A 15,508-nucleotide genomic window follows, 5' to 3' on the forward strand; every position below is an offset into this window, starting at 1 on the left:
ATGTAATGAAAAATAATAAAGGTTTTACATTAATTGAAATGTTAATAGTACTGCTTATCATTACGATTTTAATATTCGTTGCTATTCCTAATATTACGAAGCATAGTACATCAATAAACAATAAAGGCTGTGAAGCGTATATTACGATGGTTCAAGGGCAAGTAGAAGCCTATGAAATGGAATACCACCAATTTCCTAAAGATACAGCAGAGCTAGTGTCGAAAGAATATCTTGCATCTGGCAAAACAAAATGTCCAAATGGAAATGAAATATCCATTGATGGAAACGGTAAAGTTGCAGAAGTTAAGAGTCCAAAGTAATGATTATCAAGGATAACAGGGGATTTACTCTGATTGAAGTTCTTGTTGTATTAATCGTGCTCTCTATTTTTATCGGACTTGGATTTACAAGAATGAAACCGATATGGAGGTCATTGGAAAAAGGGATGTTTATTTCTCAAATGGAAGCAGATCTTTATTTTGTACAAGCATATGCTGTGAACCGGCATGAGTCCGTCGTTGTTCAATTCTATCCATTTAATGATCGTTATATCGCAACTTCGGTAACTTCAAATAGCAAAATACTTGATAGAACATTGCCAACTTCAATTGATATGATGAATGGTTCATTCACATCTTATACGATTACTCCAGACGGAAATATTAATAAATTTGGCACGTTGAAATTTAAACACAGTGAAAAGGAACTAAAGCTTATTTTCAATATTGGGAGGGGAAGATTCCGTATTGAAGAACAGTAAAGGTTTTATTGTTGCGGAGGGGCTTGTTTCATTGGGTGCAATCTTTTTAATAACGACTAGCCTGTTTCCTCTAATGTTTTTAATTATTCAAAAACAGGAGGAAGGTAAACACGATTTAATTGCGGCAAGCTTAATGTACGAAAGAACAGAAGCGAATGTAATGACTGGCCAGTCGAAAGATCAATTATACATCATTGATGGAATGCAATATAAGATTACGTTTCAAAAAGGCAATGAGTTCGAATGGAAGGTTTGTGTTCATTATGCTAAGAAACAACGATGTATTTTCCAAGAGAATAAACGAGAAGGGATTCTCATTGATTGAATGTATTCTTTCCTTACTCATTTTATCGACTATTCTTTGCTTTTTCCCACTTTTAATAAAAGCATATGAACGGATTGATCATGCAATCTCAACAGAAAAAGATTTTGAGTGGAATCTCTTTCTAATGGAATTAAGGAAAGAGTTAAGAACGAGTAATGGATGGGAAGTTACCAAAAACGGTCTTTATTTAAAAAGTGGTCAAGAAATAGTCGTCTATGAAAAATATAATAATTTGATTCGAAGAAGGGTAGATGGGAAAGGACATGAAGTTGTATTACAAAAGATAAAGCAGATTAATTTCAGTAGTAATAAAAATGAAATTATTCTGCATGTACAATTTACGAATAATCACACACGAGAAGCTCACTTATTCTTTCCTTTACGAGAAAATGAGGAATAAGAAATGAATAATGAAAAAGGGTATATTTTTCCGTTAACTTTAGGGGTTGTAGTAACCTGTCTTTTAGTGTTAACAACCTCTATTGGGATCTTTCTATCAGAAAAAAGATATTTGAAGGAAATGGAGGAATATTATTTTGCAAATAGTATGAGCGCATTAGCTGTTACAAAAATCGTAGATTCATTAAATAAAGATGATTTTATGGCTACAGGGCGATTTTCCTATAATAGAGGAACTGTGAAATTTACCATTCATGAAAAGGAGAAAAAAGTGTATTCCATAATTTTGGCGATAAATTTAGACGATAGATTAATTACAAAAAGCGAAGTAATTTATAATCAACAAGAAAAACGTATATTAAGATGGGAAGAGAAATAATTTTGTATTAATAAGAATAAATAATTTCCTTGGCGGGCAAAATAGATATGATGAGGGTGGTGTATAGTTTATGTCCACAAATGATTATATCAAATTCATTACACAAACCTTTGTAAAGCATTTTGATACGCCAAAATTGGATAGAAAACAGCATAGAATCCAAAGGAAAGAAGAAAAGGCTCCTTTTCTTTATCGGTGGTTCGGGATACTACCATATTCAATATTAATGGTATTTAAACGGAAATAGGAGAGAGCAAAAGGCTCTCCTATTTTTCGTTGTATTTACAACCAAGTTTAAATTTGATTATTTACTAAATAGAAAAGACCGCCGTTAATTATTTCAATCGAAATAGTTGGTTCGTACTGGTCTTGCAAAGCCTGTTTTTCGGTTAAATATGCCTCTGGTTTTTCATCTAAATCTTCATAAAAATGATTTAATAATGTCAAATCTTCATCCCATCGTTTTTTTGCTTGTTCAGCCCATGTATGATCGTCCTTCATTATTTCTTGATTTAGAAATGTTTCAATTCTTGTCAATCCACTTTTAGGCATAATGATTGGAGTTAACGTAAAAAATAAATCCGGAATTTTGGGAGATAATGTTCGTTTTTTTACTTTCTCATGAAAATCTTCGACTAATGTGCCATTGATTAAATTCAATCCGAAAGAACGGAAGACATCTCTTTTCCGATCACATTGATAGGAAACTTTTATATTTACTCCTAGCCAGGGATATAGTGGAGTTTGTTGGCTTACTTTTGGCATTATTTTTTCATATAATCGAATGTATTTAGCGAATTTTTTAGTTGATTGAAATATTTGATGCAATCGTGGTGCACCAAAATGAATGGATTCCCCTTTAATATGATCAGGACATCGCTCCTGATCGGTAATAATCGTTAATTTTGACGGGTTTGGTATTCCTCCCGTTTTCTCTAAATAATGCCAATAAAAGGGACGGTTCATTAGTTCTTTATCTAAATCAATCGTTAATTGAACAGTCAAATACCCGTCCCCATTCTCTAGTAATTCACACTCATTCGCTTCAAAATATCGGTTAAGATATTCATGTATTTCCTGCTGCTGCATTGAAACTATCTCCTTCATTTTCTTTTATGCTCTCTGCGAATTGAATCATTTCCGTTAAATTATCCATTTTAATTTTCATCTCACCTTCAGTTCTAGAAAGCTGAAAGATATCAAGTAAATGATCTTCTAATTTTCCAAATTCTAATCGTGTTAATATATCATCTAATTCTCCAATAACTCTTTCAAATAAATTAATCTTTTCATACAATAATTTTAAAATATGATCCTCTATCGTATTTTTCGTTGCGAAATTATAGATATAGACATCTTCTTGTTGACCAAGACGGTGCACTCTTCCGATTCGTTGTTCAAGTCTCATTGGATTCCATGGCAAATCAAAATTAATCATATGATGGCAAAATTGAAGGTTTATTCCTTCCCCTCCTGCTTCAGTTGCAATTAATACTTGGGCTTGTTTCTGGAACAATTCTCGCATCCAATCTTTTTTTCCGCGTTTAAATCCTCCCCGGAACGGTACTGAACTGATTCCATGTTGTTTCAAAAACCACTGTAAGTAAAGCTGGGTGGCTCGATATTCGGTGAAAATGATCACTTTATCGTTAATTTGTTTGATTAATTTTACCGCTTCTTCCGCCTTTGAATTTTGTTTGACGGCTTCAATTTTTTTAATCATCAATTGAATGTTTTGTTCGAGTATAGGGGATGGGTTCTCAGCTTTTTTTAACATGTTTTTTAATGTATAGTACACTGATTCCCTGCTGCTACATGCCTCACGCTGTAATGTCATCATTGAAAAACCACTATTGCCAAATGAATGGGAACCATTTTTAAAGATTTGGATCGAATCGTATAACTCCCTTTCCTCATTGGAAAATTCAATTAAAATGGTTTTGACATGACGCTTAGTCCATTCAATTCCAGTATCTGTTCTGCGGTTGCGAATCATTACTTTATTTACTAATTCACGTAGTCGCTCATCATCTTTCGCCGATCGATCACTGCTTTTATATTTTTCAATAAATCCAGTTTGGCTGCCAAGATGCCCAGGCTTCAATAGGGATACTAAATGAAAAATTTCGTCTACACGATTTTGTATAGGTGTAGCAGTTAATAATAGGCAAAACTTTTTCTTTAAATTTTGAACAAATTCATAGTTTTTAGTTTTATGATTTTTTAGTTTATGTGCTTCATCAATAATTACTAAGTCATAATTTTGTTCGTAAATTTTTTCGCGGTGTGGACTCCGTTTCGCTGTATCAATAGACGAAATAACACAATCAAATTGATCCCACACATAACTTTTTTTCTGTGCAACGGCAGGAATGTGAAACTTTGTATTTAATTCAAATGCCCATTGTGATACTAATGATGCAGGTACGAGAATTAATACCTTTTTCACGAGACGACGTATCATATATTCTTTTAAAATGAGTCCAGCCTCAATTGTTTTTCCAAGCCCAACTTCATCTGCCAAAATAGCTTTTCCATTCATGTTTTCAACGACCTGCTGGGCTACTTCAAGCTGATGTGGCAATGGTTTTAAGTTTGCCAAATGTTTTGGAGCTTGTAATCCCTCGAATTCTGGAATGATTTGATGATTCTCCATTTCGATGGCTAACTGATACAACTGCCAATTTCCCCAAGGTCCATCTTTATGAAATCTTTCTGTCAACCCTTCTCCCCAAGTGTGATCAAAATGAATATTAATCGACATAATTCCACTCCTTATGAAATAGAATCGCATGCAAATATAAGTATTTACGTATAATAAGTGGCTCTTATTCATCAATTGTTCGCCTTTTGTTATATTTAAGTTGATGAATACCCTTACAACAGAATGATAAAATGCAAAAGGTGATTATTTTATTCAAAATTGCTCGAAAAATGATTGATGAAAAAGCTGAATAATGTTAGGATGTAGTTAGCTTTATAAGGGTGTTAGCACAAATAAATCTTTTATGCTAGTATATCCATTTTTCAATTAAATATAGGCGAATGATTTCAGGGGGAGAGACTGCTTAAATGCGGAGCCGAAGGAGCAAGTAATGGATCATTATGAATCTCTCAGGCAAAAAGACTTCTGATTGACGCATCTCTGGAGAGTGCTTCGAATTACTGAAGCCACCCAAGGGGACAGCCATTTAGGTAAACTTTCAGGTGCCAGGACAGAGACCAACTGTATTATTAAAATTGGTTTTCTCTGTCTTTTTTTGTGCTCCGAGTTTTTTGTATGGATTGAAAGAAGGAATTAGAATATTGATTGGAGGATCATCAATGTCAGAGTTAAAAAGAACACCACTTTTTGAGATTTATAAGGAATATGGTGGTAAGACGATTGATTTCGGTGGATGGGAGTTGCCTGTTCAATTTTCTAGTATAAAAGAAGAACATGAAGCAGTTCGTACAAAAGCAGGATTATTTGATGTTTCCCATATGGGGGAAATTACTGTAAAAGGAAAAGATAGTATTTTGTATTTACAGAAAATGATGACAAATGATATTTCAAAAGTTCAGAATGGCGGTGCGCAATACACAGCGATGTGTTATCCAAATGGTGGTACCGTCGATGATCTTTTAGTTTATAAAATTGCAGATGATAATTATTTACTCGTAGTAAACGCGGGAAACATTGAAAAAGATTTTTCTTGGCTCCAAGAGCATTTAGAGGGCGATGTGGAAGTAGAAAATATATCCGCAAATATTGGACAGCTTGCTATTCAAGGGCCGATTGCAGAACAAATTCTTCAAAAGTTAACAGATAAAAATTTAGAGGAGATTAAATTTTTTAAATTTGATGCAAATGTAAATGTAAAAGGTGTAAAAGCTTTCGTTTCGAGAACAGGATATACCGGTGAAGATGGATTTGAAATCTATTGTAAAGCTGAAGATACCGCATATTTATGGAGGGAACTATTAGCGGCGGGAAAAGATGAAGGTCTTCTTCCTTGTGGACTTGGTGCGAGGGACACCCTTCGTTTTGAAGCAACCCTTCCGCTTTACGGACAAGAACTTTCAGCTGATATCAACCCTTTAGAGGCAGGGATTGGTTTTGCTGTTAAGGTTGCAAAAGATGCCGATTTCATTGGGAAAGACAAATTAAAAGAGCAAAAAGAAAACGGCTTAGCGAGAAAAATTGTTGGAATAGAAATGATTGATCGCGGAATCCCTCGTCATGGATATAAAATTTTTTCCGGCGATGAAGAAATTGGTTTCATCACAACGGGAACACAGTCACCAACTTTAAAGAAAAATATCGGTCTAGGGATTGTTGATAATAAGTTTACTGATATTGATCAAATGGTCGATATCGAAATACGCAACAAACGTTTGAAAGCAAAGGTAATTTCAACGCCATTTTATAAACGACCTAAAAAGTAGGATGGGAGAGAGAATTATGACAAAGCATCGTTATCTACCGATGACAGATCAAGACCAGCAGGAAATGCTAGAAACCATTGGGGTATCTTCTGTCGATGACCTTTTCAGTGATATTCCGGAAAAAGTACGTTTTAAGGGCTTATATAATATTAAAAAAGCAAAATCGGAAACAGCTTTGTTAAAAGAGTTAAGCCAAATGGCAGCTAAAAATGCAGATGTTAAACAGAATGTTTCGTTTTTAGGCGCTGGTGTCTATGATCATTACATTCCAACGATTGTTGATCATGTTATTAGTCGATCCGAATTTTATACTGCCTATACACCTTATCAACCCGAAATCTCCCAAGGGGAACTACAAGCGATATTTGAATATCAAACGATGATCTGTGAGTTAACCGGAATGGATGTAGCTAATTCTTCGATGTATGACGGAGGTACAGCTTTAGCCGAAGCCGCTATGTTGAGCTGCGGTCAAACGCGTAGAAAAAAAATACTTATTTCTGAAACTGTTCATCCGGAATCACGTGAAGTATTAAAAACATATGCAAAAGGGCAGTTCATTGATGTGGTTGAAATTCCCCATAAAAATGGTGTAACAGATTTACAGGCTTTACAACAGGAGTTAACCGAAGAAGTTGCCGCTGTTGTCGTTCAATACCCAAATTTCTTCGGCCAAATTGAACCGTTAAAGGAAATTGAGCCACTGGCACATCAGCATAAAGGATTATTTATTGTTTCAAGTAATCCACTTGCGCTTGGTGCGATCACACCTCCAGGAAAATTCGGAGCAGATATTGTTGTTGGTGATGCACAAGTTTTCGGAATCCCTCAAAGCTTTGGTGGACCACATTGTGGTTATTTTGCAGTAACAACGAAATTAATGAGAAAAGTTCCTGGGCGATTAGTTGGCGAAACGGTTGATGAAAATGGAAAAAGGGGATTTGTTTTAACCCTCCAAGCCCGTGAACAGCATATACGTCGCGATAAAGCAACATCCAATATTTGTTCTAACCAAGCCCTAAATGCTTTAGCTGCATCAGTCGCGATGACAGCTCTAGGTAAAAAAGGTGTAAAGGAAGTTGCGATTCAAAATATTCAAAAATCCTATTATGCAAAAAAGGCATTTAAGCAAGAAGGATTTAAAATCGAATTTGAGGGTCCAAGTTTTAATGAATTTGTTATTCAATTAAATAAACCTGTAAAAGAGTTTAATAAACATCTATTGAGTAAAGGAATTATTGGTGGCTACGATTTAAGTAGAGATTACCCTCAAATGGACAATTGTATGCTTGTAGCTGTTACGGAATTACGTACGAAAGATGAAATCGATCAATTGATTAAAGAATTGAGGGATAGCCATGAATAAGGAGAATCAACCATTAATTTTTGAAATCACGAAACCAGGCAGAATTGGTTATAGCCTTCCTGACCTTGACGTTCCTGAGATTGACATTAACGATTATCTCCCATCTGATTATATTCGTGATGAAGAAGCACTTTTACCTGAGGTTTCTGAACTTGATATTATGCGTCATTATACGGCTTTATCTAGGAAGAACCATGGAGTGGATTCCGGTTTCTATCCACTTGGATCATGTACAATGAAATATAATCCTAAAATTAATGAATCGGTTGCCCGTTTCCCAGGTTTTGCCCATATACATCCACTACAAGATGAAAGCTCTGTTCAAGGTGCGCTGGAATTAATGTATGATTTGCAACAACATTTAATTGAGATCACTGGAATGGATGAAGTGACTCTCCAACCGGCGGCGGGAGCTCACGGTGAATGGACAGGTTTAATGATGATTCGTGCCTATCATGAAGCAAATGGTGAACATAATCGGACAAAGGTAATAGTTCCCGATTCTGCCCATGGAACAAACCCAGCATCTGCTAGTGTAGCAGGACTTGAGACGGTAACGGTTAAATCAGACGAAAATGGCCTTGTTGATTTGGATGATTTAAGAAGGTTAGTGGATTCAGATACAGCAGCTTTAATGCTAACAAACCCCAATACTTTAGGATTATTTGAAGAAAATATTTTGGAAATGGCAGAAATCGTTCACGGTGCAGGCGGTAAACTTTACTATGACGGTGCTAATTTAAACGCGGTACTATCAAAAGCTCGTCCGGGGGATATGGGATTTGATGTTGTTCATTTAAATCTTCATAAAACATTTACAGGCCCACATGGCGGCGGTGGACCGGGTTCCGGTCCAGTAGGGGTGAAAAAAGATTTAATCCCATATTTACCAAAACCAGTGCTCGTAAAAGAAAACGATGTTTATAAGTTCGACTATGAACGACCGCATTCCATTGGCCGAGTGAAACCATACTATGGTAATTTCGGGATAAATGTAAGAGCATATACGTATATCCGAACAATGGGACCAGATGGATTAAAAGCTGTAACCGAAAATGCAGTACTAAATGCAAATTATATGATGAGAAGATTGGCAGAATACTATGATCTACCATATGACCGTCACTGTAAGCATGAATTTGTTTTAAGTGCAAAACGTCAAAAGAAATTAGGTGTTCGTGCATTAGATATTGCTAAACGTCTGTTAGACTTTGGATATCATCCACCTACTATTTACTTCCCATTAAATGTGGAGGAATGTATGATGATTGAGCCTACTGAAACGGAATCGAAAGAAACGTTGGATTCATTTATCGATTGCATGATACAAATTGCAAAAGAAACTGAAGAAAATCCTGAAATCGTTCAAGAAGCTCCACATACAACCATTATTAAACGTTTAGATGAAGCGCAAGCAGCCCGCAAACCAGTTTTGCGTTATATTAATAAATAATAGATATAAAAAGCCTCTTCCAATTGGAAGAGGCTTTAAACATGGTATCAGTTATTTAGATTTAATTTTACCAGTCCATTTTTTAAAACCGCCTTGTAAATGGTAAAGATCTTTATAACCTTTACGATAAAGCATTTGTGCAGCACGACCACTGCGCATACCGCTTTGGCAATATAAGTATACTGGTTTATCAGGACGGATTTCTTTCATTCTCATTTTCATTTGTGATAATGGAATATTTCTTGAACCTAATATATGTCCTCCATCGAACTCATTCGCTTCTCGAACGTCGATTAATTGTGCCTTCCGATAGCCCGCTTTAAATTCTTCTTCAGTTAATGTTTTAACCGCTCTCTTTTGAGAAAAATAATTAAAGAGCGTGTAGGCGAAGACTGCTACTATGACGATAATAAGAAAATATAAACTACCCACTAAACTTTCTCCTTTCTTCGGTGTACCACTATCTTCTATTATATTCATCAATGGTTGAGGAATCAAAACTTTTTGCTATAAAAAAATTATTTATTTTTGAAAGAAGGGGTTGTATCTTTGGTATTCCTATCTTTGATATGCTTTAAAAATATGCAACCGTAGAATTTATTAAATTTGTCCTTAATTTAATTCTATAACTCTCTTTTTCTTCTCTTTTCTCTATTTTTTATTTATTTTCCAATTTGACAAAAAGAAACAAACTTTAACATTTTCGCAATATGTAGTATTCGTGTTAATGGAAGTAACACTATATATTGTATTAATTTATTGATTTTCTATAAGTGAATATGATAACTTATAGAAGAATACAACGAGAATACTCAAGCCAGATTTTATGCTAGAAAGATAGAAGGAGTTGTCAAAATGTCTGTTGCGTTTACAAATGAATTAAAGATTAATGAGGAACAATTGAACAAAGATATCAAATTGTTTCCACAGGTCCACCCTGTTACACCAGATATGAAAATAACACATAAAGGTGTATCACGTTTAGTAATGATTGACCGCTATGCATTCAAAGATACCGAAAAGCTTACATTATCGAATGGTGATTTTGTCGTTTTGACCATCAAGGAAGATCCAAAATTTCCTGCAAGAGGACTAGGATTCATCCAAAATATTGATTGGGAAAAGAAACTGGCAGATGTACTAGTTGACGAAGAATATCGGAGTGCATTAGAAGATCCGAAAGAAATTGAAACAGGAGTTATTACTAGACCACTAGATATTATCGAAAAACCATTGGAAGTTTATTATGAGCAAATTGCCAAAAGGAACGCAACAGGTTTGGCTTCAGTTGAAACAACCGAGGAAAAACGTCAAGAATGGTACGAAAAGTTTTATCAAGAACTTGTAAACTTGAATTTTGTACCCGCTGGACGTGTATTGTACGGAGCAGGTGCAGATACAGATGTAACCTATTTTAACTGTTACGTTATGCCGTTCGTACCAGATTCGCGTGAAGGGATATCGGAACATAGAAAACAAGTAATGGAAATTATGAGTCGTGGTGGCGGGGTAGGTACAAATGGTTCTACATTACGCCCTAGAAACACATTAGCTCGCGGTGTAAACGGCAAGTCATCGGGTTCCGTATCGTGGCTTGATGATATTGCGAAATTGACACATTTGGTTGAGCAAGGGGGATCCCGTTAAATACTCCAACGGCGGGATTAAAATCTCGTGAATTGCTGGAACACCCTTAGAGCTTTATCAACCACAACGTGACTGGTAACGGTGAGCGTGAAGGTTTAAAAATGATAAGGATTGGGCAATCAGCAGCGAAGCATTTCTGGAAACGGAGATGAACGTTCAACGACTATTGAAACTCCCTAATTCTAACTAAAAACATAAAAAGAGTGTGAATTAAATGTAAGAAATGGGAGGAGTAAATCATATGGTATGGAGACGACCTTATGAGGCGCGAGACAAGGAAGAGTTAATTGGAAAAATTATATATCTCCATAAACAAGGGGTTAGCAAGGTGGATATTGCTTCGAATCTTTCTTCCTTGATAAGATAGTCTGATCTCATGTGAAAGCATGAGAGCTAGGCAGAAATGACCTGGCCACTCTTAGCCAGAGTGTAACAAACAAGCGTGGAGCTCAAATGATAATGCTAGCGGATTAAAAAGATGCACTAGTCCGCGTCGTTCAGAAAATGAACGACTAGAAAATCGGGTGAATTGCGGGGAAATCCTCAGAGACTTACAAGCTACAACGTGACTGGAAACGGTGGGCGTGAATGCTATAAAAATTGTGAGTATTGGACAATCTGCAGCCAAGCGTCATAGGGCACAGGTAATGGCGAAGGTTCAACGACTAGAGGTTGAGTCCCAACAATAAAACCTCATAAGCGCCCGGCCCCTAACGGTTCATGCTGAGGGTGATGATATAGTCTAGTCCGTTTTGCAAAAGCAGAGTAAATATCCTGAAAGGGACGGTAATGTACGTGGCATCCGGACATCATTGAATTTATTATTTCGAAGATGCAAAATCCAAGAATTTTACGATTCTTAATTGAAAATACAAAAGATGAAACGATTAAAAAACTAGCGAAAAACAAATTGAAGTTTACGCCTTTGTCCATGCAAGAAATTGCGATGTACCAAGGAATTATAAACTATAAAAATATTCCTGGGTACGGCGGTTTTAGTGAAGGAATTTTAGCCGATGCAGAAGAAAAATTATGTGAAGGTGGAACATATTCGGTTCATAATCCTGAATTTTTGACAGGTGCAAATATTTCTGTTTGTTTAACAAAAGACTTTATGGACGCTGTTGAAAATAATGAAGACTATGAATTACGTTTCCCTGATGTAGAAAATTATAATGCGGAACAAATGGAAATTTATAATACTGAATGGCAAAACATTGGCGATGTTCGTGAATGGGAAAAACTTGGACATAAAGTAAGAACATATCGCAAAATTAAAGCACAAGAATTATGGAATTTAATTAATATTTGTGCAACCTATTCAGCAGAACCTGGAATTTTCTTCATCGACAATGCTAACGAAATGACAAATGCAGTCAGTTATGGTCAAAAAGTAGTAGCGACAAATCCATGTGGAGAACAAGTGCGAAAGGTAGCATAAAAATCATTACCTAAAAGAGGTGAGAGATTAGGATAACATCTCTCTGGACAGCCGACTTACTTGGATGGAGAAATACCACCGGGGACAATAGCATGTCGGAAAAGCGGAAGAAGGAAGTAAACTGCGAGAAGCCTTCGTTCTGCGAGTCCAAGTTCTATATGGCTAAAGCTAAACTGCCTTAATCCTAGATTCTTCGCTCGAACCGCAGAGAGTCTCATACTTCGCAGTTAAAATGAGATTGTGCTTGAGTTACCATGATTGGTTGTTCGTCAAGGTAAATATCCTCCTAAGCACCGGAGCGCGATAAGTGTGATAAGAATCGAACGGGAAGCCTAAGTAGAACCAGTGATTATTATAGTGAACCTTTGATTCTTCGCTAGGAACGTCGAAAGACTATGGAATACATGTTACACCCTAAAAGTGAAACCTCTGTGATTCCTGAATATCTATTAGCGGAGAACGGAGCTGTCATAGTAGTCCGAGGAACCTGAGATAACAGGTATTGCCGTAAATCGGAAGCGGGAAAGCCGCCCACACATATATGGAAGCATATATGACACCCGACCTAATCAGTCATTATGGGTGCTGGCGAAGGACAGCAGGTTAAAGTAGATACAAAACATTGGGGAGGTATGCGAAATGCAAAAAGCTGAAACAGTGTTAGGTATCGTCGAGAGTAAATCAAAATCTGACAAACATTATAAATTCGATAGACTATATCGAAACTTATTTAACCCAGACTTTTACCTTCAAGCATATGGAAAGATATATGCAAAAGAAGGGAACATGACTAAAGGCACTGACGAAGAAACAATAGATGGTTTTGGAATGAAGAAAGTAAATGAAGTTATTGAACTCATGAAAAACGAACAATATCATTTCAAACCAGTAAGACGAGTTTACATTCCTAAAAGGGATGGTTCAAAAAGACCTTTAGGAATTCCTAGCTTTTATGACAAATTGATTCAAGAAATTAGCCGAAGTATTCTCGAAGCCATTTACGAACCGAAATTTAGTAAAAGCTCACATGGATTTAGACCTAACAGAAGTTGTCACACAGCTTTAAAACAGGTAAAAAGAGAGTGGACAGGTATCAAATGGGTCATCGAAGGAGACATTAAAGGATTTTTCGATAACATTAACCATGAAACCTTACTAAATATCCTAAATGAGAATATACATGATGGACGGTTCTTAGAACTAATTAAACGTATGTTAGAAGCAGGGTATATGGAGGATTGGGTATTTCAGAAAACATACTCAGGAACACCCCAAGGCGGAATAATAAGCCCTATACTGGCTAACATTTATTTAAATAAACTGGATGAGTTCGTAGAGAATGTTCTGATACCTAAATACGAAACGAACAAAAAGAAGCGGAAAATGAATCCAATATACAATCGCATTAACGGAAAAATGGTAAGACTCTCGAAGAAAATAGACGACCTTAAAAGTTCCGACCCTATAAGGCAAGAACTTATCAATGAGTATCAGCTATTAGAAATCGAAAGACGTAACCATAAAGTTCTTGATGAAATGGATTCAGATTTCGTTAGAGTAAAATATGTTCGTTACGCAGATGACTTTATCATAGGAGTTATAGGAAGCAAGGAATTAACAGAGCAAATAAAGAGGGAAGTTGCGGAATTTCTAACAACTGAACTAAAGCTCACCTTAAGCGAAGAAAAAACGCTTATCACAAACTTCAAAAATCCAGTAAAATTCCTTGGATATGAAATGTATATACATGACTCCAACACATACCTTGTCAAGAAATCAAATGGACGCATCTCGAGAGCGGTAAACGGAATACCAAGGCTAATGGTACCGAGAGAAGCAATAACGAGAAAGCTAGAGAGATTTACTCGAAATGGCAAAGCGGTTCATCGGAAAGAATTAACGAATCTAGACATAGCGGAAATCGTTAGTATTTACGCTTCAGAAGTAAGAGGGTTATATAATTACTACCGAATGGCAGATAATGTTGCTAACCAAATGAATCGATTCAAACATTATCACCGAACCAGCTTAGTCAAAACAATTGCAGTTAAAATGCGAAAGTCAGTCGCTAAAGTCAGACAAAAATATGAGGTTGATGGAACAATCGGGATTGTCATCAAACGCAAAGCACCAAAAGACGACTTAATCTATAAATACTACAACGATGGTTTTAGTAAAAACGATTATGTCGGAAACGCCAATGATTCAGACGACCAACTTCCAAATGTAAACAAATATAGCGGAAGAAATGGTATAGTCAAAAGGTTAATGGCTAATAAGTGTGAAATTTGCGAAACTGATGATACAGACGAAAGTTACGAAGTCCATCACGTGAGAAAATTAAAAGACCTCAAAAAGAAATACAAAGACAAGAAACCTCCATTCTGGGTGGAGATGATGATATCAAGAAATCGTAAAACACTTGTTTTGTGCAAATCATGTCATATTAAACTGCACAAAAACAAGCTGTAAAGTTAAGAGTTTGTCAGAACTCGATGAAATTTAACTGAGAGAGCCGTATGCGGGGAAACTTGCACGTACGGTTCGTAGGGGGAGGTCGGAAAAAGTGGTAGCTATACCAACTCGTCCGTCTTCTACCCGACCCTCTTGCACCATATTCTGTCTGTAATTTAGCTGCTATAAACTTAGCGCAAATGGCAGATAAGGAAAATAAAACAGTTGATTTAGAAAAATTAAAACGTACAGTTGAAATCGGTGTACGCCTTCAGGACAATGTTATAAATGCCACTCCATATTTCTTAGAAGAAAATAAAAAGCAAGCACTTGGCGAGCGTCGAGTTGGTCTCGGGGTCATGGGCCTTGCAGATTTACTGATCTATTGTGAGAAAGAATATGGTTCAGAAGAAGGCAACCAATTAGTTGATAAAGTAATGGAGACGATCGCGACAACTGCTTATCGTACATCAATCGAATTAGCAAAGGAAAAAGGTAGCTTCCCATTTTTACAAGGGGAGACTGAAGAAGAGACAATTCGTTTGCGTGAAGCGTTTATCCGAACTGGATTTATGAAAAAAATGCCGGAGGATATCCGTCAATCGATAGTAGAAAACGGTATTAGAAATTCTCATTTGCTAACTGTTGCTCCAACGGGTAAACATATTGCCCCCAGTGTTCGTAAGGATGCTGCGTAAACTTAGCTATATGCGGGAAACTCTGGCGAATCTCTTACTACCTAGTCTTGCCAACGATTATTTAGGTAAAAAGGTAAGAGTGTTGGTTTTATAACCTACCAGACAATCCGCAGGGAAGTCGTGGCTGACCCCTCAACGACTACATGCTAGGCAACCAT

Annotated in this window: 13 protein-coding genes, 3 pseudogenes and 1 riboswitch; of the genes and pseudogenes, 13 read left to right on the forward strand and 3 right to left on the reverse strand. The window is 36.3% G+C overall.

The genetic code is table 11. From position 1 onward, the window contains the following. The first annotated feature begins 5 nt into the window (after positions 1-5). From comGC to I5776_RS08275, 6 genes are all read left to right on the forward strand, one after another. A complete protein-coding gene (gene comGC / locus I5776_RS08250) occupies positions 6-320 on the forward strand; it encodes a competence type IV pilus major pilin ComGC (RefSeq protein ID WP_202780153.1) in 315 nt (104 codons plus the stop codon). Beyond that, positions 320-760, forward strand: a complete 441-nt coding sequence (comGD, locus tag I5776_RS08255) for a competence type IV pilus minor pilin ComGD (protein WP_202780154.1) — start codon at positions 320-322, stop codon at positions 758-760. The genes comGC and comGD overlap by 1 nt, the downstream gene beginning before the upstream one ends. After that, complete coding sequence (locus tag I5776_RS08260) at positions 747-1,085, forward strand: hypothetical protein (protein ID WP_202780155.1); 339 nt, start codon at positions 747-749, stop codon at positions 1,083-1,085. The genes comGD and I5776_RS08260 overlap by 14 nt, the downstream gene beginning before the upstream one ends. Next, a complete protein-coding gene (comGF, locus tag I5776_RS08265) occupies positions 1,078-1,485 on the forward strand; it encodes a competence type IV pilus minor pilin ComGF (protein WP_202780736.1) in 408 nt (135 codons plus the stop codon). The genes I5776_RS08260 and comGF overlap by 8 nt, the downstream gene beginning before the upstream one ends. Before the next feature lie 3 nt (positions 1,486-1,488). Continuing rightward, complete coding sequence (comGG, locus tag I5776_RS08270; RefSeq protein ID WP_202780156.1) at positions 1,489-1,863, forward strand: competence type IV pilus minor pilin ComGG; 375 nt, start codon at positions 1,489-1,491, stop codon at positions 1,861-1,863. 70 nt (positions 1,864-1,933) lie between these two features. After that, the gene (locus tag I5776_RS08275) at positions 1,934-2,110 is read left to right on the forward strand and encodes a YqzE family protein (protein ID WP_202780157.1); all 177 of its coding nucleotides are present in this window, start codon (positions 1,934-1,936) and stop codon (positions 2,108-2,110) included. Positions 2,111-2,157: 47 nt separating this feature from the next. Here the strand turns inward: I5776_RS08275 and I5776_RS08280 are convergent, their stop codons facing one another. Together I5776_RS08280 and I5776_RS08285 are read right to left on the reverse strand one after the other, a co-directional pair. Continuing rightward, positions 2,158-2,952 (reverse strand): YqhG family protein, encoded by a 795-nt coding sequence (locus I5776_RS08280; protein WP_202780158.1) that lies wholly within the window; start codon positions 2,950-2,952, stop codon positions 2,158-2,160. Beyond that, positions 2,930-4,627, reverse strand: coding sequence for a DEAD/DEAH box helicase (locus tag I5776_RS08285; protein WP_202780159.1), 1,698 nt, complete (start codon positions 4,625-4,627; stop codon positions 2,930-2,932). Before I5776_RS08285 ends, I5776_RS08280 begins: the two co-directional genes overlap by 23 nt. Before the next feature lie 281 nt (positions 4,628-4,908). Next, positions 4,909-5,003, forward strand: a riboswitch (glycine riboswitch). Between the two features lie 184 nt (positions 5,004-5,187). Between I5776_RS08285 and gcvT the strand changes: the two genes are divergently transcribed. From gcvT to gcvPB, 3 genes are read left to right on the forward strand one after another with little or no spacing between them, the layout of a single operon-like run. Next, complete coding sequence (gene gcvT, locus I5776_RS08290) at positions 5,188-6,291, forward strand: glycine cleavage system aminomethyltransferase GcvT (RefSeq protein WP_202780160.1); 1,104 nt, start codon at positions 5,188-5,190, stop codon at positions 6,289-6,291. 16 nt (positions 6,292-6,307) lie between these two features. Then, positions 6,308-7,657 carry an aminomethyl-transferring glycine dehydrogenase subunit GcvPA gene (gene gcvPA / locus I5776_RS08295; protein ID WP_202780161.1) on the forward strand — a complete coding sequence of 450 codons (1,350 nt, stop codon included), beginning with the start codon at positions 6,308-6,310 and terminating at the stop codon, positions 7,655-7,657. Beyond that, a complete protein-coding gene (gene gcvPB, locus I5776_RS08300; RefSeq protein ID WP_202780162.1) occupies positions 7,650-9,110 on the forward strand; it encodes an aminomethyl-transferring glycine dehydrogenase subunit GcvPB in 1,461 nt (486 codons plus the stop codon). Before gcvPA ends, gcvPB begins: the two co-directional genes overlap by 8 nt. A gap of 51 nt (positions 9,111-9,161) precedes the next feature. Here gcvPB and I5776_RS08305 read toward each other — a convergent pair whose 3' ends face one another. Continuing rightward, positions 9,162-9,542, reverse strand: a complete 381-nt coding sequence (locus I5776_RS08305) for a rhodanese-like domain-containing protein (RefSeq protein ID WP_202780737.1) — start codon at positions 9,540-9,542, stop codon at positions 9,162-9,164. A gap of 423 nt (positions 9,543-9,965) precedes the next feature. Here I5776_RS08305 and I5776_RS08310 point away from each other — a divergent pair. The 4 genes and pseudogenes from I5776_RS08310 to I5776_RS08325 all read left to right on the forward strand — a co-directional run. Next, positions 9,966-10,754, forward strand: a pseudogene (locus tag I5776_RS08310) (ribonucleotide reductase N-terminal alpha domain-containing protein); the annotation flags it as partial. Between the two features lie 799 nt (positions 10,755-11,553). Then, positions 11,554-12,180, forward strand: a pseudogene (locus I5776_RS08315) (vitamin B12-dependent ribonucleotide reductase); the annotation flags it as partial. A 657-nt stretch (positions 12,181-12,837) separates the two neighbouring features. Continuing rightward, a complete protein-coding gene (gene ltrA / locus I5776_RS08320) occupies positions 12,838-14,670 on the forward strand; it encodes a group II intron reverse transcriptase/maturase (RefSeq protein WP_202780163.1) in 1,833 nt (610 codons plus the stop codon). 131 nt (positions 14,671-14,801) lie between these two features. After that, positions 14,802-15,350: pseudogene (locus I5776_RS08325) on the forward strand (vitamin B12-dependent ribonucleotide reductase); the annotation flags it as partial. Positions 15,351-15,508: the final 158 nt, after the last annotated feature.

This window comes from Heyndrickxia vini (assembly GCF_016772275.1).
Taxonomy (GTDB): domain Bacteria; phylum Bacillota; class Bacilli; order Bacillales; family Bacillaceae_C; genus Heyndrickxia; species Heyndrickxia vini.

What these genes read in the sequence shown, in the direction of transcription:
- comGC (WP_202780153.1), top strand. Translation starts at nt 6, where the DNA reads ATGAAAAATAATAAAGGTTTTACATTAATTGAAATGTTAATAGTACTG.
- comGD (WP_202780154.1), top strand. Translation starts at nt 320, where the DNA reads ATGATTATCAAGGATAACAGGGGATTTACTCTGATTGAAGTTCTTGTT.
- comGG (WP_202780156.1), top strand. Translation starts at nt 1,489, where the DNA reads ATGAATAATGAAAAAGGGTATATTTTTCCGTTAACTTTAGGGGTTGTA.
- I5776_RS08275 (WP_202780157.1), top strand. Translation starts at nt 1,934, where the DNA reads ATGTCCACAAATGATTATATCAAATTCATTACACAAACCTTTGTAAAG.
- I5776_RS08280 (WP_202780158.1), bottom strand. Translation starts at nt 2,952, where the DNA reads ATGCAGCAGCAGGAAATACATGAATATCTTAACCGATATTTTGAAGCG.
- I5776_RS08285 (WP_202780159.1), bottom strand. Translation starts at nt 4,627, where the DNA reads ATGTCGATTAATATTCATTTTGATCACACTTGGGGAGAAGGGTTGACA.
- gcvT (WP_202780160.1), top strand. Translation starts at nt 5,188, where the DNA reads ATGTCAGAGTTAAAAAGAACACCACTTTTTGAGATTTATAAGGAATAT.
- gcvPA (WP_202780161.1), top strand. Translation starts at nt 6,308, where the DNA reads ATGACAAAGCATCGTTATCTACCGATGACAGATCAAGACCAGCAGGAA.
- gcvPB (WP_202780162.1), top strand. Translation starts at nt 7,650, where the DNA reads ATGAATAAGGAGAATCAACCATTAATTTTTGAAATCACGAAACCAGGC.
- ltrA (WP_202780163.1), top strand. Translation starts at nt 12,838, where the DNA reads ATGCAAAAAGCTGAAACAGTGTTAGGTATCGTCGAGAGTAAATCAAAA.